This window comes from Mesorhizobium sp. M7A.F.Ca.US.005.03.2.1 (genome assembly GCF_003997795.1).
GTDB classification, from domain to species: domain Bacteria; phylum Pseudomonadota; class Alphaproteobacteria; order Rhizobiales; family Rhizobiaceae; genus Mesorhizobium; species Mesorhizobium ciceri.
Genome location: NZ_RZRP01001570.1, coordinates 1 through 525, shown reverse-complemented (window position 1 = coordinate 525; position 525 = coordinate 1). Strand labels below are relative to the sequence as shown.

Below are 525 nucleotides of genomic sequence, written 5' to 3'. Positions count from 1 at the left end.
GAAAAACCGCTGCTGAAGATCCTCGGCCTGACCGCGCCGGGAAGCATGATTACACCGTCCGCTCCGGCAGGCGCCCCTGTCGAGACGCCGGCGCCGGCCGCGCCCCCCATCGTCATCGACCGCACTGCGCCGATGCTGCTCAGCGATCCGGCACTCGACGGCGGCTCGGAGCTGCTTGGCGCGGCACCGCCGGCAAAGGCCAATCCGGACCTGCCCGGTGAAAAGCTTGTGGTCGAGGGCAAGGCACCGATTGCATCGCCCGGCCGCGCCGACGATTTCTCCTGGCCGCCGAAGGCCGCAGCCGCGACCGACACCACGACCGCGATCAATCGTTAGTGTCGCAGCGCGGCTCCGAGGCCGGGCTCAGCGCGGGAGAACGCTCGACCCCATCAACGCCTCGTCGATCGCGCGCGCCGCCTGGCGGCCCTCGCGGATCGCCCAGACGACCAGCGACTGGCCACGACGCACGTCGCCGGCCGCATAGAGCCTGTCGACGCTGGTCTTGTAGTCGCGGTCATTGCTGTC

At 70.1% G+C, this 525-nt stretch carries 2 pseudogenes; one reads left to right on the top strand and one right to left on the bottom strand.

The annotated features are described in order from the left end of the window. Positions 1-336, top strand: a pseudogene (locus EN991_RS39195) (DUF459 domain-containing protein); the annotation flags it as partial. A gap of 27 nt (positions 337-363) precedes the next feature. Here EN991_RS39195 and gltD read toward each other — a convergent pair. Then, positions 364-525 (bottom strand): annotated as a pseudogene (gene gltD, locus EN991_RS39190) (glutamate synthase); the annotation flags it as partial.